Raw genomic sequence first — 19,341 nt, forward strand, 5'->3', positions numbered from 1 at the left:
CAGGGCGCCCGCGACCTTGGCGCGCAGCGGCACCGGCAGGGCGGCGCTGATCAGGCAACCCAGGCTGTGGGCGACCAGGAGCACCGGGCTGCGGGCCTCGTTGACCTCGGTGGCGAGCGCTGCGAGCCACTCGCCGGGAGCCGGATGCTCCCAGTCGCGTTGCTCGACACGCCGCGCGTGCGGCAGCAAGGCCATCCAGCGCGATTGCCAGTGTTGGGGTCCGGAGTTTTTCCATCCGGGAACGATGATCGGTTGGAGTCTCATGGCGGCCATGATGCCGCGCGGCCTTAGTAACGCAAACGAATAAATCGTCTTTTGCATATACGCTGGCGGGTATAAGCCAGGGCGGCCAGGAATGCCGCAGCGCAATAAAAAGAGGCGCGCCAAAGCGGTCCGGCACTGGCCCGAAAAGCGCTATTTTTCAGTGTATGCTTGCCGTGCAATCGCAATGCAACCGGGCGTGACCGGGGCCGAAACCCCTGCAAAGGGCAGTCCAGCAGGCATGCTTGGCCTGGAGATGATCCGGCGTCCGCCACGGTGCAAAAAACTAACGATTACAAATCATTAGAGGAGTCCACACATGAAGCCAGTATTTCGTCTGACCCCGGTCATCGCAGCGCTGGGCGTTGCAGCCGGTCTGGCGTTTGCCTCGGGAGCGCAAGCGCAAACCATCAAGATCGGCGTCGTCGGTCCCACCACCGGCGCGGTCACGCAGTATGGCGATATGGTCCGTGAAGGGGTCGATACCGCGGTCGAGCGCATCAACGCCGCCGGCGGCATCAACGGCAAGAAGCTGGAAACCGTCGTGATCGACGACGGCTGCGAACCCAAGCAAGGCCCGGTCGCCGCCAACCGCGTCGTCAACAGCAAGATCGGTTTCGTCGTGGGCCACGTGTGCTCGGGCGCCACCATCGCCGCTGCCGACATCTACAACAACGAAGGCGTGGTCATGGTCACGCCCTCGGCCACGTCGCCGGCGTTGACCGACGGCAAGAACTACGAGTTCATCTTCCGCACCATCGGCCGCGACGACCAGCAAGGCCCCGCCGCCGCCAAGTTCATCCTGGACAAGATCAAGCCCAAGAAGGTCGCCGTGCTGCATGACAAGCAGTCCTACGGCCAGGGCATCGCCACCGCGGTCAAGAACGACCTGGAGAAGGGCGGCGTGGCCGTCGCCGTGTTCGAAGGCATCAATGCCGGCGACAGCGACTACTCGGCCGTCATCACCAAGCTGAAGAGCCAGGGCGTGGACTTCGTCTACTACGGCGGCTATCACCCCGAAATGGGCCTGCTGCTGCGCCAGGCGGCCGAACAGGGCGTGAAAGCCAAGTGGATGGGTCCGGAAGGCACGGGCAACCCCGACATCAATGCCATCGCCGGCGACGCCGTCGAAGGCATGCTGCTGACGCTGCCGGCCGACTTCACCCAGAACGCCGGCAACGCCGACATCGTCAAGGCCTTCGAAGCCAAGAAGCGCAACGCCAGCGGCGCCTTCCAGATGACCGCCTACACGGCCACCCAGGTCATCGCCGATGGCATCAAGGGCGCGGGCAGCGACGACCCCACCAAGGTCGCCAAGTACCTGCACGCCAACTCCTTCGACACGCCGATCGGCAAGGTGTCCTGGAACAAGCAAGGCGACCTGACGAACTTCCAGTTCGACGTGTTCACCTGGCACAAGGACGGTTCCAAGACCGTCTACAAGTAAGTCCGCGAGCGGGCCGGCGGCCCGCGACACCGGCGGAACCACTTGCCGTTCTGAAGGAAACCGGGCCGGAAGCGACAGTCTTCCGGCCCGGTTTTTCTTTGCCCTCGGCGCAAGGGGAACCGGATCCCGGCCATCCCGGTCGAACGCCCGTCGGCCGCATTTGCGTAGAATGCGGCGCCATCGACCTCATTTTTTCTGTCTGGACACCATGACCAAGGCCTTGTTAGTCGAAGACGATCCGAAACTGTCGCGCCTGATCGCGCAGTTCCTGGAGCAGCACGGGTTCAATGTTGCCCAGGCCTACCGCGGCGATCACGCGGTGGAAGCTTTCCGCAGGCATGACCCGGCCATCACCATCCTGGACCTGATGTTGCCGGGGCGGGACGGCCTGCAGGTCTGCCGCGACCTGCGCGCCTTTTCGTCGGCGCCCATCCTGATGCTGACGGCGCGCGAAGACGACCTGGACCAGATCCTGGGCCTGGAGTCGGGCGCGGACGACTACGTCATCAAGCCCGTGGAACCCCGCGTGCTGCTGGCGCGGATCCGGGCGCTGCTGCGGCGGCACAGCCAGCTGGACGAGCCGCCGGAGCGCCTGGAGTTCGGTCCCCTGGTCATAGACCGGCGCACGCGCGCCGTGGTCCATGCCGGTTCGGAGGTGGACCTGACCACGATGGAGTTCGAAATGCTCTGGGCGCTGGCCAGCCAGGCCGGCCAGGTGCTGACCCGCGACGACCTGCTCAACGCGGTGCGCGGCATCGAGTTCAACGGGCTGGACCGCAGCGTGGATGTGTGCGTCAGCAAGCTGCGGCGCAAGCTGGACGACGATCCGCGCGACCCCGCGCGCATCAAGACCGTGTGGGGCAAGGGCTATCTGTTCTCGCCCAAGGCACACGAGGGCGGTGATGCTTAAGTTTGTCCTGCGGCTGTTCGTGGTGTTGGCGATAGGCTTCGTCATTTCCAACGAAGTGGTGGACCGGTCGGCCAATTACTTCTTCGAACCCGTCAGCGATGCCTACACGCGCGAAGCGGTGCGGGGCCAGATCCACAGCCTGGTGCAGGAACTGGGCGGCGTGCCGCCCGCCGAACGCGAGGCGCACGTGCGCGACGCGCTGGCGCCGCATTACGGCCTGGCGCTCAAGGTGGTCGATGCCGACGGCTATGGGGCCACCGAGGACGAGCGCGCCATGGTGGATTCCGGCAGCTTCTTCGTCCGTGACAAGCAGCAGACCTTCGTGGCGGCGATTCCCGGCCCGGGCAGGCAATGGCTGGAGGTCAAGCTGCCGCCCGAACCCTCCATCGGACCCTGGTTGATGGCGGCGGTGTATTCCGCGCTGGGTCTGTTGCTGTGCGTATTCATGCTGGTGTGGGCGCTGCCCATCTGGCGCGACCTGGAGGCCCTGAAAACCGCGGCCCAGCGCATGGGGCAGGGCGATCTGCAGGCGCGGGCGCGCCTCTCGCGCCATTCCAGCATCCGCAATCTGGGCGACACCTTCAACCAGATGTCCGACCGCATCAGCGCCCTGGTGGGCAACCAGCGCGACCTGACCAACGCCGTGTCGCACGAACTGCGCACACCGATTGCGCGCCTGTCGTTCGAGCTGGACATGATGGACCGCGAGGACGATCCGGCCGCGCGCAAGCGGCTGGTCGAGGAAATGAAGAGCGACGTGGCCGAGCTGGATGCCATGGCTTCCGAGTTGCTGATGTACGCCCGCCTGGAGCACAAGGGCGACGGCGTCGTCCTGCAGGCGCAGGACGCGCGCGGCTGGCTGGATTCGGTGGTGCAGCACGCCGGGTTCGAGGCTGGGGTCTCGGGCGTGTGCTGCGAGGTGGCGTTATGCCAGGTGCCCGAGGTGCATCTGCACCAGCGCTACATGACGCGCGCCTTGCTCAACCTGTTGCAGAACGCCATCCGGCACGCTGGCCGCCGGGTGCAAGTCAGCCTGATCAGCCCGGGCGCGCGCGAGTACGTACTGATCGTGGACGACGACGGCCCAGGCATCCCGCCTACGGACCGCGAGCGCATTTTCGAACCCTTCATCCGCCTTGACGAAAGCCGCGACCGGGGCACGGGCGGAGTGGGGCTCGGCCTCGCCATTGTGAGCCGGGTGGCCCGTTGGCACAACGGCACGGTGCAGGCAAGCGACAGCCCCCTGGGCGGCGCGCGTTTCGTGATTGCCTGGACGACCGCCTGAAGGCTCCCACGCCGCGGCGCGGCACAACGTAAACAAACTTCACAAACCGCCGCCGCAATCTTCACAAACTCCATACAAAGCGGGAAAGATCGCGAATACGCGCGTGGCTAGCATGACGGCAGTTCTCTACAGAGGTCCTGCCGCTAGCCATGTTTTCCCTCAGCCGCCTGGTTGCCGTAGGTATGTTGCTGGTCGCCGCGGGCGGTTGCCAGGGCGTGCCGCCCGACACGCCGCCGCCGATCGCGCAGGGCGACTACCAGGCGGTCGTCGGCTATCTGGCCCAGCGCATCCCCTATGACATGGATGCATCCGGCGTGCCGGGCCTGTCGATCGCCATCGTCGACGACCAGCGCGTGGTGTGGAGCACGGGCTTTGGCTACGCGGACCCGCTGCGCCACCGCGGCGCCACCAGCGATACGCTGTACCGCGTAGGAACGATCACCAAGATTGTCACCGCGGCGGGCGTGCTGCGCGCCGCCGATGACGGGCGCCTGGCGCTGGACCAGCCGGCCTCGCAGGCGTTGCCCGATTGGGACATCCAGCCGCGCCGCGGCGCCATGCAATGGCTGGGCACGCATCCTTTCACCGCCCGCAACCTGCTGGCCGTGCATCCGGGATCGCTGGAAGACACCATGGGACGCGCGCGTGCCGACATGGCTTACGCCTTGTTGGGCGACATGGTCGCGCACGTGGCCAGCGAGCCCTTCGATGCCTATGTGCGCCGCACGATCATGCAGCCCCTGAACATGCCCCGAGCCGGCTTTCATCCCAGCCCCCGCATGCTCGATCTGCGCGCCTCGGGCTACCGCCGCGGCGCGCCCTGGACCGAGGCCGCTCAGCCCAATGAAGCCGCCGACGGCTTGTGGCTCAGCACCTCCGAGATGGCGCGCTTCTCCAGCATGCTTTTCGCGGATGGCCTCTACCAGGGCCGTCGCGTGCTGAATGCCGACTCGGCCCGGGCCGTGCTCGACATGGAAACGGTCGAGGGCGGACTGGCGCTGGAATGCCGCCTGGCGCTGTCATGGCTGGCGGCGCCCTGTGGCGAGGACGTCGCGGGCGCGCCCTTGCGCCAGCACAGCGGGGCCACCGAAGCCTTTCATTCGCGCTTTGTCCTGGCGCCGCGAGACAAGCTTGCCGTGCTGGTCATGAGCAATTCCGACACAAGCGAATCGCTGGTCGCCTCGGTGTCGATGATGGCGATGGCGCTGATGCGCCAGGCCAAGCAGGGCGCTGTTACCCAATAGATCGGGCCGTCTGCGGTTCTACGGTTTTACCCCCCCTCAACCTCGTTTCTTGGAAGCTGTTATGAAGCGAAAAATCCGTTCTTCCCTGTTTACGCGCGGCGCTGGCGCCGCGTGCCTGCTGGCTTTGATCCCGGGATTATCCCTGGCCGACGACGCTGCGACCAGTTCCGTCTATGGCCAGCGCGGGGCCAGTTCGCGCGGGTTGACGGTGGCGACCGGAGAGGGGGCGGCCGATGAATGGCTGTTCTACGGCACGCTGGGCGCGGGCTACGCGCCGCGCTACAGCGGCAGCGACGAATACTCCGCGGTGCCCATCATCGGCCTGGGCGTGCGCAGCCCTGGCGGCTTCTTCCTCGGCACCGACCATGGGCTGGGCTGGGAGACGCAGGCGCTGGACAGCACCTTCCGCTTCTACCTGGCGCCCAGCGCGTCGCGCAAGGACCACAAGAAAGGGTTCCAGGGGTCGGACAAGCTGCGTGGCATGGGCGACATCGAGAGCCGCGCGCAGATCGGCATGGACGCTGAAACCACGTTGGGCCCGGTGACCCTGTCGGCCACGGTGGCGCATGCGTTCAAGAAGGGCGACAACCGCGATGTGGGCAGCGCCTACACCATGTTCAATCTGGGAGCCAGCACCACGGTGTACGAGGGAAGCGCCGGGGCGATCTCGTTGGCATTGTCCGGCACCTTCGGCGACGGCAATTACATGCGCACCTGGTACGGCGTGAGCGGCAACCAGTCGGCAAAGTCCGGCTATCGCAAATACACGCCCAAGGGCGGCCTCGAAAGCGTGGGCCTGGGCGCGACCTGGACGGTGCCGCTGAGCAAGTCCTGGTCGTGGACCACCGCGGCGGAAGCGCGGCGCCTGTATGGCGACGCGGCGGACAGCCCCATTGTGAAGGACCGCGCGCAGTACACCATAGGCACCATGATGACGTATTCGTACTGATCGGGGGAAAGCCCGTTTCCGGTCGGAAACGAGCGGGGGCGGAGCCGGGCGGGCAGCGCCGCCGGTTCCGCCCGGGGATGCGTTTACAAGCCTTGCACGCGGCGGCCGGTGTCGGCCTCGAACCAGTGCAGCGGATGGCGGCCGTCCGGCCCCAGGTTGACGCGGTCGCCGACCTTGGCCGACGACTCGGACAATTGGCGCGTGGTGCAGCGCACGACCAGCATGGACTTGCCGCAGCGGCTGTGGACCAGTTGCTCGGAGCCCAGCGTTTCGACCATTTCGACTTCCGCCGGCACGCCCTGGGTGTTCAGCAGCATGTGTTCGGGGCGCATGCCCATGATGATCTTGCGGCCGCGCACCTGCGAGGGTACCTGCAGCGGCGAGATGTCCAGCGCGGTGCCGTCCAGCGTCTGCACCGTGCCGTCGCCCGCCACGTTCACTTCCATCAGGTTCATCGGCGGCGAACCGATGAAGCCGGCGACGAAGGTCGAGGCGGGCTTTTCGAACACTTCCATCGGCGTGCCGATCTGTTCGGGCACGCCCTGGTACATGACGATCATGCGGTGGGCCAGCGTCATGGCCTCGACCTGATCGTGGGTCACGTACAGGCTGGTGGTGCCCAGGCGGCGATGCAGCTTCATGATTTCCAGGCGCATCGCCACGCGCAGCTTGGCGTCCAGGTTCGACAGCGGTTCGTCGAACAGGAACACCTTGGGTTCGCGCACGATGGCGCGGCCCATGGCCACGCGCTGGCGCTGGCCGCCCGACAGCGCGCGCGGGCGGCGGTCCAGCAGGTGGCCCAGTTCCAGGATCTGCGCAGCGATGTCCACGCGCTTCTTGATCTCGTCCTTGGAGAACTTGCGGATCTTCAAGCCATAGGCCATGTTTTCAAACACGGTCATGTGCGGGTAGAGCGCGTAGTTCTGGAACACCATCGCGATGTCGCGTTCGGCCGGTTCCAGGTTGTTGACGACCTTGTCGTCGATGACGATTTCGCCGCTGGTGACGGTTTCCAGGCCGGCGACCATGCGCATTAGCGTGGACTTGCCGCAGCCGGAGGGGCCGACGATGACGATGAACTCACCGTCCTTGACGTCCATGTCGATGCCATGGATGACCGGAATGTTGCCGGCGTAGGTTTTCTTGACGTTGCGAAAGCTTAGAGTAGCCATGAGTTATTCGTGTTCGGAGTCGTGTTCGGGTGGGCTAGGGCGGGCAAGCGTCACTTTTCAGTGTCGACCAGACCCTTGACGAACCATTTCTGCATCAGGATGACGACCAGCGCCGGCGGGATCATCGCGAGCATGGCGGTGGCCATGGTGATGTTCCATTCGGTCACGCTGTCGCCGCCGCTGATCATCCGCTTGATGCCGATGACGACGGGATACATGTCTTCCTGCGTGGTCACCAGCAGCGGCCACAGGTATTGGTTCCAGCCATAGATGAACTGGATCACGAACAGCGCGGCGATGCTGGTCTTGGACAAGGGCAGCAGCACGTCGCGGAAGAAGCGTACCGGGCCCGCGCCGTCGATGCGCGCGGCCTCGATCAGCTCGTCCGGCACCGTCAGGAAGAACTGGCGGAACAGGAAGGTCGCGGTCGCCGAGGCGATCAGCGGCAGGGTCAGGCCGGCGTAGCTGTTGAGCAGGCCAAGATCGGCCACGACCTTGTAGGTGGGCGCGATGCGGACTTCGACCGGCAGCATCAGCGTGACGAAGATCATCCAGAAGAAGAACATGCGGCCGGGGAAGCGGAAGTACACCACCGCGAAGGCCGACAGCAGCGAGATGGCGATCTTGCCGATCGAGATCGCCAGCGCCATGATCAGGCTGACGTACATCATGCGGCCCACGGGCGCGCCCGAGGATCCGCCGGACGAGCCGCCGAACAGCGCCTGCATGTAGTTGTCGACGAAATGCTTGCCGGGGATGAGGGACATCGGCGCGGAAGCCACTTCCTGCGCGGTCTGGGTAGACGCGACGAAAGTGACGTAAAGCGGAAATGCCACCATCGCCACGCCGCAGAGCAGAATGACGTGGGCCAGAATATCCAGCCAGGGACGGCGTTCAACCATTGTTTGTAGCCTCGGACAAAATCAATACTGCACTTTGCGGTCGACGTAGCGGAACTGCACGACCGTCAAGGCAATCACAATGAACATCAGCACCACCGACTGGGCCGCGGACGAACCGAGGTCCAGGCCGCGGAAGCCGTCGCTGTACACCTTGTAGACCAGGATCGAGGTCGACGTGCCGGGACCGCCCTGCGTAGTCGTGTCCACCACCGCGAAGGTGTCGAAGAAGGCATAGATGATGTTGACCACCAGCAGGAAGAACGTGGTGGGCGAGAGCAGCGGGAACACGATGCTCCAGAAGCGGCGCGACGGGCTGGCGCCGTCGATCGCGGCGGCTTCGATGAGCGAGCGCGGAATCGACTGCAGGCCGGCCAGGAAGAACAGGAAGTTATACGAAACCTGCTTCCACACGGCGGCGATCAGCACCAGGGTCATGGCCTGGTTGCCGTCCAGGCGCGGGTTCCAGTCGACGCCGGCGTGGCGCAGGGCCACGGCCAGGATGCCGACGGAAGGCGAAAACAGGAATAGCCACAGCACGCCGACCACGGCGGGCGCGACGGCGTAGGGCCAGATCAGCAGTGTCTTGTAGAGCCCGGCGCCGCGGATGACGCGATCCGCCATGACGGCCAGCAACAAGGACACGCCCAGCCCGACAACTGCCACGAGGATCGAGAAGACGGCGGTGACGCGGAAGGAGTCCAGGTAGGCCTGTTGCGAGAACAGTTCCATGAAGTTGTCCAGTCCGACGAACTCGGAGGACAGTCCGAAAGCATCTTCCAGCCGCAGCGATTGCCACATGGCCTGGCCGGCAGGCAGGAAGAAGAAGACCACGGTAATGATGATCTGCGGCAGGAGCAGCAGATAGGGCAAGGTCTTGTGCCCGAATACAACGCGTTTTTCCATAGGGGGAACCCAAGGTACAGAAAAGCGGCGGTTGGAGTAACCGCCGCCTGAAACCGCCTTCGTAAAATACGAGAGGCTTAAGGCCCTAAAAATGCAGGGCCTTAAGCCTTGTACTGCGTGATGCTGAACCGCCCAAGTCCTTGTTACGGCATGGAAAATACCGATTGACAGGACCTGGCCGGTGTCTCGGAAGGGCGTTACTTTACACTCTTCTCAAACTTTTCCAGCAGTTCGTTGCCGCGCTTGACGATGTTCTCGGCGCCGTCCTTGGCGCTGACCTTGCCCGAAACGATGCGCTCGATTTCGGCGTCTTCGATTTCACGGATCTGCGGCAGGAAGCCCAGGCGCAGGCCGCGCGATTGGGCGGTGGTTTCGACGTTCAGCTGCTTGACGCCGACTTCGGTGCCCGGGTTCTTGTCGTAGAAGCCGTCCTTCTTGGTCAGCTCGTAGGCAGCCTTGGTGACGGGCACGTAGCCGGTCTGCTGGTGCCAGCGGGCGGCGATTTCCGGGCTGGCCAGGAACTTGAAGAACGCGGTCACGCCCTTGTAGGTTTCCGGCTTCTTGTTGGCGAAGACCCACAGCGAAGCGCCGCCGATGATGGTGTTCTGCGGCGCGCCTTGCACGTCGGCGTAGTAGGGCAGGGTCGAGGTGCCGAATTCGAACTTGGCGTTCTTGGCGATGTTGGCGCGCAGGCCGGACGAGCCGGTGATCATGGCGCACTTGCCGCTGATGAACAGCGAGTTCGGCTCGTCGCCGCGGCCGCCGTACATGAAGATGCCTTCCTTGCCCAGCTTGGCCAGGTTGTCCAGGTGGCGCACGTGCAGCGGGGTGTTGATGGCGATGCGCGCGTCCAGGCCGCCGAAACCGTTGTCCTTGGTGGCGTAGGGCACGTTATGCCAGGCCGAGAACGTTTCCAGCTGGACCCACGACGGCCAGGAGGTGGTGTAGCCGCACTCTTGGCCGGCGGCCTTCAGCTTCTGGCCGGCGGCGGCCAGCTCTTCCCAGGTCTTGGGCGGCTTGTCGGCGTCCAGGCCGGCTTTCTTGAAGGCGTCCTTGTTGTAGTAGAACACCACGGTCGAGCTGTTGAAGGGCATCGACACCAGCTTGCCGTCGGGCGACGAGTAGTAGCCGGCCACGGCGCCGATGAATTCCTTGGGATCGATCGGGTTGCCGGCTTCCTCGGACATCTGCTGCACCGGCTTGATGGCGCCCTTGGCGTACATCATGGTGGCGGTGCCGACTTCGAACACCTGGAGGATGTCGGGGGCATTGCCGGCGCGGAACGCGGCGATGCCGGCGTTCATGGATTCACCGTAGTTGCCCTTGTAGACTGCCTTGACTTGGTAGTCGGGGTTCTTTTTGTTGAATTCGTCGACCAGGCCGTTCACGCGGTCGCCCAGCGCGCCTTCCATCGAGTGCCAGAATTGGATCTCGGTGGCGGCATGCGCGGAGGCGCCTGCGAAAGCCGTCATGATGGCGGCAAAGGTTAGTGCAATACGGTGGGATCGCATAGAGAGGTTCCTCCAGTTGGGCGTGACGCGACCGGCTTGTCCGGGCGCGGAAAACACGACACCTTATGAATTGTTTGTGACAAAACCGTGACTTTCACATCACTCTAAACGCCTGTCAAATTGCGCGATTCAGGCGCGAACGAACATTTTTTCTTTTTTTTCCCAACAAGAACTCCCGTTTACAATCGCCTCCTATGAAAAACGAACTTTCGATTGCTTTCATCGGCGGCGGCAATATGGCAGCCGCCCTGGCCTCTGGCCTGGCCGGCAAAGTATGCGCCGCCGGCAACATCCATGTCATTGACATAAACCAGGATTCGCACGCCGCCTGGCAGGCCCGCGGCATGACCACCGCGACGGCCCCGGGCGAGGCCCTGGCGAGCTGCCGCGTGTGGGTGTTCGCAGTCAAGCCACAGAACATGAAAGACGTTGTGGCTTCCACGCGTCAATGGCTGCGCGAAGACACTTTGGTGGTAAGCGTGGCGGCCGGCATCCGTGCCGACACGCTGGCCGGCTGGCTGGGCACGGCCGAAGCGCCATTCAAGCGCCTGGTGCGCTGCATGCCCAATACGCCGGCGCTGGTGGGGGCGGGCATCACCGGCCTGGCAGCCCTGGACGGCGTGGACGCGGCCGACCGAGATCTGGCGGCCCAGCTGTTGTCCAGCGTGGGCGAAGTCGTCTGGGTCGCGGATGACGCCGCGCTCGACGGCGTGACGGCCCTGTCCGGCAGCGGCCCGGCCTATGTCTTCCTGTTCCTTGAAGCGCTGGTGGCAGGCGGCCAGAAGGTCGGCCTGACGGCCGAGCAGGCCAAGCAGCTGGCGCTGGGCACGCTGGCCGGAGCCACGCGCCTGGCGGCCGAGTCCTCCGAGCCTCTCGCCACGCTGCGCGAACGCGTCACATCGAAGGGCGGCACCACCGCCGCGGCGCTCAATGCCTTCGGCGCGGCGGGCTTTGCCGGCATCGTCGAAGACGCCATGGCCGCCGCCGCGCAGCGCTCGCGCGAACTGGCGGAGGAATTCGGGAAATGACGGCCACGGACGCAAGCGCAGCCTCGCGGCGCTTCGCTCTCATGAGCCGGCCGCAGTTCGCCATCGCCGTGCTGTGCATGCTGGTGGTGGTGGTCGGCTCGAACATCCTGGTCCAGGTGCCGCTGAATGACTGGCTGACCTGGGGCGGACTGTCCTATCCGGTGGCCTTCCTGGTCACCGACGTATTGAACCGCCGGTTCGGCCCGTCGGCGGCGCGCCGGGTGGTCTGGTTCGGCTTTGCCGCCGCCCTGGTGGTGTCGGTATGGGTAGCCTCGCCGCGTATCGCGCTGGCCTCGGGCCTGGCCTATATCTGCGCGCAACTGGTCGACATCCAGGTATTCGACCGCTTGCGCGACCAGCGCTGGTGGCGCGCGCCGCTGGTGTCGGGCGTGCTCGGCGCCATCCTGGACACTGCGGTGTTCTTCAGCGTCGCTTTCGCCGCCACCGGCGCGCCCTGGATGACCTGGATGATGGGCGACCTGGCGATCAAGCTCGCGGTCAATATCAGCATGCTGGCGCCGTTCCGGGCGCTGATGTGGAATCTGGCGAAACCGGCCAATGCTTGAATGAATATGCGGCAGGGGCGGGCAGGTCTTTGGCCTGCCTGCACGCTTCAAGTCGGTGAATTACTACGCGCGTTAATTATTATTCGTAAGGCCTGCGTAAGCACTGTATTTAAATGCGTCTTTAAACGGCGTATTAATTTGCGAGGATATATATGCTCAAGCACAAATTCTTGCGGCCCGCCAGATATTAACTAAGGTTTGCTTGCGAATTCTCCAGCGATTTCATGGGTTTGCCGCTGCTATCCGTCACGATTAAAGGCGTTGGTCAAAATATTGGGGATTACACGCAGTGACAGTATGGCGGCTTGCTTCCAGAATACCGCCCACACCGTGTTTTTGCCCAAGAAGCCGGCGACGGGCGACGAGGATTAACGGATTACCCAACCGATAAACCGCGTCGGACAGAGCCGCTCAAAACCTCGCTGGAGAACTCCGCATGAAGTTTCTGAATCGCCTTACCCCGGTAGCCATGGCGCTTGGGGCACTTGCCTTGGCTGGCGCCGCGCACGCCGCCGACACGATCAAGATCGGCATTCCCCAGCCCATGACCGGCCCCAATACGCAATACGGCGACCAGATCCAGGCCGGCGCATTGACCGCGATCGAGACCATCAACGCCAAGGGCGGCGTCAAGGGCAAGAAGCTCGAGCCCATCCTCATCGACGACGGCTGCGAACCCAAGCAGGCCGTGCCGGCCGCCAACCGCGTGGTCAATTCCGGCGCCAAGTTCGCCGTGGCCCACGCTTGCTCGGGCGTGACCGTGGCCGCCGTGAAGGTCTACGAGGAAGAGGGCATTGTCGGCATCACCCCGGGCGCGACGTCGCCGCTGGTCACCGACACGATCAAGCCGCACTTCTTCTTCCGCACCATCGGCCGCGACGACCAGCAAGGCCCGTACGCCGCCAGCTACATCGCCAAGACCTTGAAGCCCAAGAAGGTCGCCGTGCTGCACGACAAGCAGACCTACGGTTCGGGCGTGGCCACCCAGGTCAAGGATTCCCTGGCCAAGGAAGGCGTGAACGTCGCCATGTTCGAAGGCATCAACGTCGGCGACAGCGACTACTCGGCCATCATCACCAAGCTCAAGGCGGCTGGCGTGGATCTGGTCTACTTCGGCGGCTACCACCCGGAACTGGGCCTGTTGCTGCGCCAGTCGCGTGAACAGGGCCTGAAAGTCCAGTTCATGGGTCCGGAAGGCACCGCCAACCAGGATCTGGTGGCGATCGCCGGCCCGGCCATCGACGGCCTGCTGGTCACGCTGCCCGCCGACTTCACCAAGCTGCCCGGCAACGAGAGCATCGTGAAGGCCTTCAAGGACGCCAAGCGCGATCCGGACGGCGCCTTCCAGATGCCGGCATACGCCGCGGTGCAGATCCTGGCCGACAGCATCAACGCGGTGGGTGAAGACCCGGCCAAGGTGGCCGACTACATGCACAAGACCACCTTCAACACCGGCATCGGCAAGGTCGAGTACGACGCCAAGGGCGACCTGAAGAACTTCGAATTCGCCGTCTACAAATGGGATAAGGACGGCAAGAAGACCCAGCTGTAAACTCGCGATCCGCCGGCACGTTGCCGGCGTGTAGGGCCTGTCGTCCTCGTTCTGCCGTAATCCGCGTAGCGATGCGCCAAAAGCGCTGTGCGGCCGGCAGGCGCAGATGCCAGGCCCTTATAAAATACGCCCAGGTTTCCGGCTCCGGGTCTTACCACCGGGGCCGGAACCATTTGGAGCAAGAGAAATAATGTCCGACCTCATACCCCAACTTACCCAGCAATTCTTCAACGGATTGTCTCTGGGCGCGATCTATGCGTTGATTGCCATCGGCTACACAATGGTCTACGGCATCATCGGTATGATCAACTTCGCTCACGGCGAAATCTATATGATCGGCGCCTATGTCGGCCTGGTCACCCTGACGGCCATCGGCACCAATAGCGGCTTGCCGATACCGTTCATCATCGCGGCCATGCTGGTCGTGGCCATTGTCGTCACCGGCATCTACGGTTTCAGCGTCGAACGCGTCGCCTACCGGCCCGTGCGCGGCAGCCCCCGGCTGGTGGCGCTGATCTCCGCCATCGGCATGTCGATCTTCCTGCAGAACTGGGTGGCCCTGGGCCAGGGCGCGCGCGACATGGCCGTGCCATCGCTGGTGTCGGGCGCCGTGCAGTTCCACATGGGCTCTGACTTCGACGTGACGGTGCCGTATTCGCGCATCATGATCATCGTGGTCACAGTGCTGCTGATGATCGGACTGACGTTGTTCATCAAGTATTCCCGCATGGGCCGCGCCTCGCGCGCCTGCTCGCAGGATATGCACATGGCGAACCTGCTGGGCATCGACACCAACCGCGTGATTTCGTTCACCTTCGTGATGGGCGCGATCCTGGCGGCGGTGGGCGGCGTGCTGATCGCCATCACCATCGGCAAGCTCAACCCCTTCATCGGCTTCCTGGCCGGCATCAAGGCCTTTACCGCGGCAGTGCTGGGCGGCATCGGCAGCATCCCCGGCGCCATGCTGGGCGGCGTGCTGCTGGGACTGGCCGAGACCTTCGCGGCCGCCTACATCTCCTCGCAGTACAAGGACATCGTGGCGTTCTCGCTGCTGATCCTGATCCTGCTGTTCCGTCCCACCGGGCTGTTGGGCAAACCTGAGGTGGAAAAAGTCTGATGTCGAACAACAATCTGAAAAACGCCACGATGGCGGCCGTGCTGACGGCCGTCATCGTCACCCCCGTCTTCGGCCTGCAGCTGATCCGCCAGGGCGCCCGCACCACGATGGAGTCGAACTGGTCGCTGGTGGCGATTGCCGCCGCGGTGGTGTTCTTCTTCCAGCTGCTGCGCCCCTGGATCGCCAAGCCGTTCCAGAAGCTGAAGACCAGCATGCCCACGTTGCCGGCCGCGCCGGCCAGCACCCACAAGCCGCTTGCGCTGCTGCTGTTGGCGATCGCGGTGATCTGGCCGTTCTTCGCCGGGCGCAGCTCGGTGGACATCGCCACGCTGGTGCTGATCTACGTGATGCTGGGCCTGGGCCTGAACATCGTGGTGGGTTTCGCGGGCCTGCTGGACCTGGGCTTCGTGGGCTTCTACGCGGTGGGCGCCTATACCTACGCCTTGCTGTACCACTGGGGCGGCTGGAGCTTCTGGGAAGCGCTGCCGTTTGCGGGCGCCATGTCGGCGCTGTTCGGCTTCATCCTGGGCTTTCCGGTATTGCGGCTGCGCGGCGACTACCTTGCGATCGTGACGCTGGGCTTCGGTGAAATGATCCGCCTGTTGCTGATCAACCTGAACACCTTGACGGGCGGCCCGGATGGCATTTCGGGCATTCCCAAGCCGACGGTGTTCGGCATGGAAATGACGCGCCGCGCCAGCACCGAAGGCGGCACCACGTTCCATGAATTCATGGGCTGGACGTTCCAGAACCAGCACATGGTGGTCTATTTGTACTTGATGGCGCTGCTGCTGGCGCTGGCCACGCTGTTCGTGTCGACCCGGTTGATCCGCATGCCCGTCGGGCGCGCCTGGGAAGCGCTGCGCGAAGACGAGATCGCTTGCCGTTCGCTGGGCTTGAACCCCACGCGCATCAAGCTCTCCGCGTTCACGCTGGGCGCCATGTTCGCCGGTTTCGGCGGCGCGTTCTTCGCGGCGCGCCAGGGCATGGTGAACCCGGAGTCCTTCACCTTCATCGAATCCGCGCTGATCCTGGCCATCGTGGTGCTGGGCGGCATGGGCTCGCAGGTGGGCGTGATCCTGGCGGCCGTGCTGCTGACGGTGCTGCCGGAAGTCGCGCGCGAATTCGCCGAGTACCGGATGCTGATGTTCGGCCTGGTGATGGTATTGATGATGATGTGGCGTCCGCAGGGGTTGTTGCCCATGAAGCGTCCCCATGTGGAGTTGGCTAAATGAGCGAGGCATTGCTGAAAGTATCCGGACTCACCATGCGGTTCGGCGGCCTGCTGGCCGTCGACAGCGTGGCGTTCGAAGTCAAATCCGACGAGGTGTTCGCCATCATCGGCCCCAACGGGGCCGGCAAGACCACCGTGTTCAACTGCGTGGGCGGCTTCTATGCCCCGACGGCGGGCGACATCACCATGGACGGCAAGGCCATCACCGGCCTGCCCAGCCATAAGGTCGCGCGCCATGGGCTGGTGCGCACGTTCCAGAACGTGCGCCTGTTCAAGCAGCTGACCGTGCTGGAAAACCTGCTGGTGGCGCAGCATACCCAGGTGGAGTCGCGGCTCCTGCCGGGCCTGCTCAAGCTCAAGTCCTATCGCCAGTCCGAGACCGATGCGCTGGCGCGCGCGGCGCAATGGCTGGATTTCATGGGCTTGCGCGAGTTCGCCAACCGCGAAGCGGGCAACCTGGCTTACGGCCATCAGCGCCGCCTGGAAATCGCGCGCTGCATGATCACCAAGCCTCGGCTCTTGATGCTGGACGAACCGGCGGCGGGCCTTAACCCTCAGGAAAAGCGTGATCTGCAGTCGCTGATCGACCAGCTGCGGCGCGAGTTCGGCGTCGCGGTGCTGCTGATCGAGCACGACATGAGCCTGATCATGGGCATCTCGGACCGCATCCTGGTCATGGAGCACGGCAAGCCCATCACTACCGGCACCCCCGAGCAGGTGCGCAACGACGAGCGCGTCATCAAGGCGTACCTGGGGGAGGAATAATGCTTAAGCTGGACAACATTCATACCTACTATGGCGCCATCCAGGCGCTGAACGGAGTGTCGGTAGAAGTCAACAAGGGCGAGATCGTCACGCTGATCGGCGCCAACGGCGCGGGCAAGACGACGCTGTTGATGACGGTTTGCGGCAACCCCCGGGCCAAGGAAGGCAAGATCACGTTCGAGGGCGAGGACATCACCCACAAGGACACGCACCACATCATGCGCAGTGGCATCGCCATTTCGCCGGAGGGGCGGCGGGTCTTCAAGGACCTGACCGTGGCCGAGAACCTGATGATGGGCGGCTTCTTCGCCAAGCGCGACGAGATCCAGGCTGGCATCGACCACGTGTATGGGCTGTTCCCGCGCTTGAAAGAGCGCGCCAGCCAGCGCGCCGGCCTGATGTCGGGCGGCGAGCAGCAGATGCTGGCCATCGGCCGCGCACTGATGACGCGGCCGCGACTGTTGCTGCTGGACGAACCGACGCTGGGCCTGGCCCCGCTGGTGATCGCCCAGATCTTCGACATCATCCGCGAGATCCGGGAACAGGGCGTGACCGTGTTCCTGGTTGAACAGAACGCCAACAAGGCGCTGGGTGTGGCCGACCGCGGTTATGTGCTGGAAAACGGCCGCGTGGTGTTGCAGGACACCGGCGCCAACCTGCTGGTCAACGATCAGGTGCGCAAGGCTTATCTGGGCGGCTGATAGCAATTCCCCGCGAAGGGAAATTCGGGCGCATCGCAAGATGCGCCTTTTTTTTCACTTCCCTGCGGTCAGGCAGGCAGTCAAGCCGCCGCCAGTTCCTCAGCTTGATAGTGCGCGATCGCCGCGCGCGCCAGCGCGTCGATGGAATCCGTCAGCGTCACGCCCAGGCTGGGGCGCAACGCGTGCGGCACGGCCAGCGGCAGTTCGGTGCAGCCCAGCACCACGGCGTCGGCGCCGCGCGCTTTCAGGCGGGCGATGCATTCGGCGGCGGGAGCGTAGGCGTCTTCCAGGCGGTTGGCCTTGACCGCGCGGATCGAGCCCATGCAATAGCGCTCGACTTCATCGTCATCCGGCACGATGCATTCGTAGCCTTGCGCTTCCAGATGCCGCTGGTAGAGGCCCAGCTTCAAGGTCGCGGCCGTGCCCATCAGGCCGATGCGGCCGGCGGGCAAGCCCAGGCGGCGCAGGTCGTCGATGACTGCCTGGATGATGTGCAGCACCGGCACGCCGGTGGACGCAGCGATCTGGTCGTACCAGAGGTGGGCCGTGTTGCAGGGAATGGCGATCAGCCGCGCGCCGGCGTCCTGCAGGAAGCGCACGCCTTCCTGCATGTAGGGCAGGGGATTCTCGCCGCCCGCCATGTAGGCGCTGGAGCGGTCGGGGATGCGGGGGTCGTTGCGCAGCAGCGTGGGGATGTGCTGCTGGTCGATGGCGGCAGGCGTCAGTGCCGCGAGGCGCAGGGCAAAGGCCGCGCCGGCCATGGGGCCCATGCCGCCCAATACACCCAGGTAACAACCCTGGGAATAGCTGTTCACGTTATTCACTCCGAGGTAATGCCGTCCCGGGCGTCAGAACCTGGCCCGGGCGTTCGGCGCCGGTTCGTTCCCCGTCCCAGACCTGCTTGCCGTTGACCCAAACTGCCTGGATGCCTTGGCTTGCCTGAATGGGAGCTGAAAAAGTGGCCACGTCTGTCACGGTGGCGGGATCGAACAGCACCAGGTCAGCATGATACCCCTCCCGCAGCAGCCCGCGCCGCGCGATGCCGTATTGGTCCGCGGCGAGGCCGGTCATCTTGTGGATGGCGGCTTCGAGTGTCAGCAGGCCTTGTTCGCGCACCATGGCGCGCAGCACGTTGGTGAAGGTGCCCCATTGGCGCGGATGCGGATGCGGGTCGAACGGCAGGCCGTCGGAACCCACCATGGTCAGCGGATGCGAGAAGATGCGGCTGACGTCCGCCGGGTCCATCAGGAAGTAGATGGCGCCGGCCGGCGCCAGGCGGGCGATGGCGGCCTCGTCGTCCAGGCCCAATTCGGCCATGACCTCGCTGAAGTCGCGGCCGGTGGCCTCTGGGTAGCCCTTGGACCAGGTGATCATGGTGCGGCTGGCGAGCCGGGCGCGGTCCAGCCGCAGCATGGTGGAGGTGGCGGGATAGGGATGGCAATCCAGGCACACTGCCTGGGTAGCGGCGGCGCGGCTGATCAGGTCCAGCGTTTCGCGGCTGCGGCCATGGTTGCGTTCGCCGGCCAGCTTGTGGTGCGAGAACACCACGCGGCAATCGAGTTCGCGGCCGATCAGCAGCGCTTCTTCCATCGCCGGCACGATGTGGTCGGCCTCGTCGCGCAGATGGGTGGCGTACACGCCGGGGCGGCCGCGCAGCGGCGCGCAGACGTCGATGATTTCGTCGGTGGGCGCGGCGCTGGCCGGCGGGTAGAAGGTGCCGGTGGAAACGCCGAAGGCGCCCGCGTCCAGCGCTTCCTGCAGCAACTCGCGCATGGCGGCGCGCTCGTCCGCGTC

At 64.6% G+C, this 19,341-nt stretch carries 19 protein-coding genes; 12 read left to right on the forward strand and 7 right to left on the reverse strand.

Annotated features, from left to right (window positions below; all coding sequences use genetic code 11):
• A partial coding sequence (locus tag VIR09_RS22055) for an RBBP9/YdeN family alpha/beta hydrolase (RefSeq protein ID WP_332014788.1) occupies positions 1-264 on the reverse strand: 264 nt, incomplete at its 3' end.
• Between the two features lie 316 nt (positions 265-580).
• On the opposite strand from VIR09_RS22055, the gene VIR09_RS22060 reads away from it, so the two are divergent.
• From VIR09_RS22060 to VIR09_RS22080, 5 genes are all read left to right on the forward strand, one after another.
• The gene (locus tag VIR09_RS22060) at positions 581-1,708 is read left to right on the forward strand and encodes a branched-chain amino acid ABC transporter substrate-binding protein (RefSeq protein WP_332014789.1); all 1,128 of its coding nucleotides are present in this window, start codon (positions 581-583) and stop codon (positions 1,706-1,708) included.
• Between the two features lie 208 nt (positions 1,709-1,916).
• Complete coding sequence (locus VIR09_RS22065; RefSeq protein ID WP_013393959.1) at positions 1,917-2,618, forward strand: response regulator; 702 nt, start codon at positions 1,917-1,919, stop codon at positions 2,616-2,618.
• Positions 2,611-3,903 carry an ATP-binding protein gene (locus tag VIR09_RS22070; RefSeq protein WP_332014790.1) on the forward strand — a complete coding sequence of 431 codons (1,293 nt, stop codon included), beginning with the start codon at positions 2,611-2,613 and terminating at the stop codon, positions 3,901-3,903. The genes VIR09_RS22065 and VIR09_RS22070 overlap by 8 nt, the downstream gene beginning before the upstream one ends.
• Positions 3,904-4,052: 149 nt before the next feature.
• Positions 4,053-5,147, forward strand: a complete 1,095-nt coding sequence (locus VIR09_RS22075; protein WP_332014791.1) for a serine hydrolase domain-containing protein — start codon at positions 4,053-4,055, stop codon at positions 5,145-5,147.
• Positions 5,148-5,208: 61 nt separating this feature from the next.
• Complete coding sequence (locus VIR09_RS22080) at positions 5,209-6,096, forward strand: MipA/OmpV family protein (protein WP_332014792.1); 888 nt, start codon at positions 5,209-5,211, stop codon at positions 6,094-6,096.
• A gap of 83 nt (positions 6,097-6,179) precedes the next feature.
• Here the strand turns inward: VIR09_RS22080 and VIR09_RS22085 are convergent, their stop codons facing one another.
• The 4 genes from VIR09_RS22085 to ugpB all read right to left on the reverse strand — a co-directional run bounded on the left by VIR09_RS22085 (position 6,180) and on the right by ugpB (position 10,584).
• Positions 6,180-7,268, reverse strand: coding sequence for a sn-glycerol-3-phosphate import ATP-binding protein UgpC (locus tag VIR09_RS22085; protein ID WP_332014793.1), 1,089 nt, complete (start codon positions 7,266-7,268; stop codon positions 6,180-6,182).
• 50 nt (positions 7,269-7,318) lie between these two features.
• The gene (gene ugpE / locus VIR09_RS22090; protein WP_013393954.1) at positions 7,319-8,170 is read right to left on the reverse strand and encodes a sn-glycerol-3-phosphate ABC transporter permease UgpE; all 852 of its coding nucleotides are present in this window, start codon (positions 8,168-8,170) and stop codon (positions 7,319-7,321) included.
• A 21-nt stretch (positions 8,171-8,191) separates the two neighbouring features.
• Positions 8,192-9,073, reverse strand: a complete 882-nt coding sequence (gene ugpA / locus VIR09_RS22095; protein ID WP_059375876.1) for a sn-glycerol-3-phosphate ABC transporter permease UgpA — start codon at positions 9,071-9,073, stop codon at positions 8,192-8,194.
• A gap of 197 nt (positions 9,074-9,270) precedes the next feature.
• Positions 9,271-10,584: a sn-glycerol-3-phosphate ABC transporter substrate-binding protein UgpB gene (ugpB, locus tag VIR09_RS22100; RefSeq protein WP_332014794.1), complete on the reverse strand. Its 1,314-nt coding sequence runs from the start codon at positions 10,582-10,584 to the stop codon at positions 9,271-9,273.
• A gap of 194 nt (positions 10,585-10,778) precedes the next feature.
• On the opposite strand from ugpB, the gene proC reads away from it, so the two are divergent.
• The 7 genes from proC (at position 10,779) to VIR09_RS22135 (ending at position 17,547) form a co-directional block, all read left to right on the forward strand.
• Positions 10,779-11,612 carry a pyrroline-5-carboxylate reductase gene (gene proC / locus VIR09_RS22105; RefSeq protein ID WP_332014795.1) on the forward strand — a complete coding sequence of 278 codons (834 nt, stop codon included), beginning with the start codon at positions 10,779-10,781 and terminating at the stop codon, positions 11,610-11,612.
• Complete coding sequence (locus VIR09_RS22110; protein WP_332014796.1) at positions 11,609-12,178, forward strand: queuosine precursor transporter; 570 nt, start codon at positions 11,609-11,611, stop codon at positions 12,176-12,178. Before proC ends, VIR09_RS22110 begins: the two co-directional genes overlap by 4 nt.
• Positions 12,179-12,614: 436 nt before the next feature.
• On the forward strand, positions 12,615-13,730 hold the full coding sequence (locus tag VIR09_RS22115; RefSeq protein WP_332014797.1) for a high-affinity branched-chain amino acid ABC transporter substrate-binding protein: 1,116 nt from the start codon (positions 12,615-12,617) through the stop codon (positions 13,728-13,730).
• Between the two features lie 190 nt (positions 13,731-13,920).
• A complete protein-coding gene (livH, locus tag VIR09_RS22120; protein ID WP_013393948.1) occupies positions 13,921-14,847 on the forward strand; it encodes a high-affinity branched-chain amino acid ABC transporter permease LivH in 927 nt (308 codons plus the stop codon).
• Positions 14,847-16,082: a high-affinity branched-chain amino acid ABC transporter permease LivM gene (locus VIR09_RS22125; RefSeq protein ID WP_013393947.1), complete on the forward strand. Its 1,236-nt coding sequence runs from the start codon at positions 14,847-14,849 to the stop codon at positions 16,080-16,082. The genes livH and VIR09_RS22125 overlap by 1 nt, the downstream gene beginning before the upstream one ends.
• Positions 16,079-16,846 carry a high-affinity branched-chain amino acid ABC transporter ATP-binding protein LivG gene (livG, locus tag VIR09_RS22130; protein ID WP_013393946.1) on the forward strand — a complete coding sequence of 256 codons (768 nt, stop codon included), beginning with the start codon at positions 16,079-16,081 and terminating at the stop codon, positions 16,844-16,846. Before VIR09_RS22125 ends, livG begins: the two co-directional genes overlap by 4 nt.
• Entirely contained in the window at positions 16,846-17,547 is a 702-nt protein-coding gene (locus VIR09_RS22135; protein WP_207465060.1) for an ABC transporter ATP-binding protein, read from the forward strand. Before livG ends, VIR09_RS22135 begins: the two co-directional genes overlap by 1 nt.
• Before the next feature lie 80 nt (positions 17,548-17,627).
• On the opposite strand, the gene VIR09_RS22140 is transcribed toward VIR09_RS22135, so the two are convergent.
• Both VIR09_RS22140 and VIR09_RS22145 read right to left on the reverse strand, forming a co-directional pair.
• On the reverse strand, positions 17,628-18,362 hold the full coding sequence (locus VIR09_RS22140) for an aspartate/glutamate racemase family protein (RefSeq protein WP_332014798.1): 735 nt from the start codon (positions 18,360-18,362) through the stop codon (positions 17,628-17,630).
• A 1-nt stretch (position 18,363) separates the two neighbouring features.
• Positions 18,364-19,341, reverse strand: a 978-nt coding sequence (locus VIR09_RS22145) for an N-acyl-D-amino-acid deacylase family protein (RefSeq protein ID WP_332014799.1), incomplete at its 5' end; no start/stop codon positions are given.

Source organism: Achromobacter sp., from assembly GCF_036567245.1.
GTDB lineage: Bacteria > Pseudomonadota > Gammaproteobacteria > Burkholderiales > Burkholderiaceae_B > Achromobacter.

Bases quoted from the DNA above. Each gene is read 5' to 3' on its own strand.
- livH (WP_013393948.1), top strand. From the start codon at position 13,921: ATGTCCGACCTCATACCCCAACTTACCCAGCAATTCTTCAACGGATTG.
- VIR09_RS22060 (WP_332014789.1), top strand. From the start codon at position 581: ATGAAGCCAGTATTTCGTCTGACCCCGGTCATCGCAGCGCTGGGCGTT.
- VIR09_RS22080 (WP_332014792.1), top strand. From the start codon at position 5,209: ATGAAGCGAAAAATCCGTTCTTCCCTGTTTACGCGCGGCGCTGGCGCC.
- VIR09_RS22085 (WP_332014793.1), bottom strand. From the start codon at position 7,268: ATGGCTACTCTAAGCTTTCGCAACGTCAAGAAAACCTACGCCGGCAAC.
- VIR09_RS22065 (WP_013393959.1), top strand. From the start codon at position 1,917: ATGACCAAGGCCTTGTTAGTCGAAGACGATCCGAAACTGTCGCGCCTG.
- VIR09_RS22135 (WP_207465060.1), top strand. From the start codon at position 16,846: ATGCTTAAGCTGGACAACATTCATACCTACTATGGCGCCATCCAGGCG.
- VIR09_RS22115 (WP_332014797.1), top strand. From the start codon at position 12,615: ATGAAGTTTCTGAATCGCCTTACCCCGGTAGCCATGGCGCTTGGGGCA.
- VIR09_RS22110 (WP_332014796.1), top strand. From the start codon at position 11,609: ATGACGGCCACGGACGCAAGCGCAGCCTCGCGGCGCTTCGCTCTCATG.
- ugpA (WP_059375876.1), bottom strand. From the start codon at position 9,073: ATGGAAAAACGCGTTGTATTCGGGCACAAGACCTTGCCCTATCTGCTG.
- VIR09_RS22075 (WP_332014791.1), top strand. From the start codon at position 4,053: ATGTTTTCCCTCAGCCGCCTGGTTGCCGTAGGTATGTTGCTGGTCGCC.
- ugpB (WP_332014794.1), bottom strand. From the start codon at position 10,584: ATGCGATCCCACCGTATTGCACTAACCTTTGCCGCCATCATGACGGCT.
- VIR09_RS22125 (WP_013393947.1), top strand. From the start codon at position 14,847: ATGTCGAACAACAATCTGAAAAACGCCACGATGGCGGCCGTGCTGACG.
- proC (WP_332014795.1), top strand. From the start codon at position 10,779: ATGAAAAACGAACTTTCGATTGCTTTCATCGGCGGCGGCAATATGGCA.
- ugpE (WP_013393954.1), bottom strand. From the start codon at position 8,170: ATGGTTGAACGCCGTCCCTGGCTGGATATTCTGGCCCACGTCATTCTG.
- VIR09_RS22070 (WP_332014790.1), top strand. From the start codon at position 2,611: ATGCTTAAGTTTGTCCTGCGGCTGTTCGTGGTGTTGGCGATAGGCTTC.
- livG (WP_013393946.1), top strand. From the start codon at position 16,079: ATGAGCGAGGCATTGCTGAAAGTATCCGGACTCACCATGCGGTTCGGC.